The sequence below is a fragment of the Polynucleobacter sp. AP-Latsch-80-C2 genome, assembly GCF_018882185.1.
Taxonomy (GTDB): domain Bacteria; phylum Pseudomonadota; class Gammaproteobacteria; order Burkholderiales; family Burkholderiaceae; genus Polynucleobacter.
In genome coordinates, this window is sequence record NZ_JACVOY010000055.1 from 1 (window position 1) to 219 (window position 219).

At 44.3% G+C, this 219-nt stretch carries 1 protein-coding gene; it reads left to right on the forward strand.

Annotated features, from left to right (window positions below):
* The coding region (locus tag ICN47_RS12850) for a hypothetical protein (protein WP_216220303.1) at positions 1–219 on the forward strand (219 nt) is incomplete at both ends.

The window sequence follows — 219 nt, forward strand, 5'->3', positions numbered from 1 at the left end:
TGGTGGCAAAGTGGGTAATACAAGCATTCTTAATACACTTTCTATCTCCGCAGGCTTAACGACTGTAAATTCAGATACTATTAAAACAAGCAGTACTCAAACCTACACTGGCGCAGTGACACTGGGTAGTGATGTGACCTTAACTGCATCTAGCATTACTACCGCTAGCACCATTGCTGCAGGCAACCATAACCTGACCTTAGTGACCGATACTTTGGC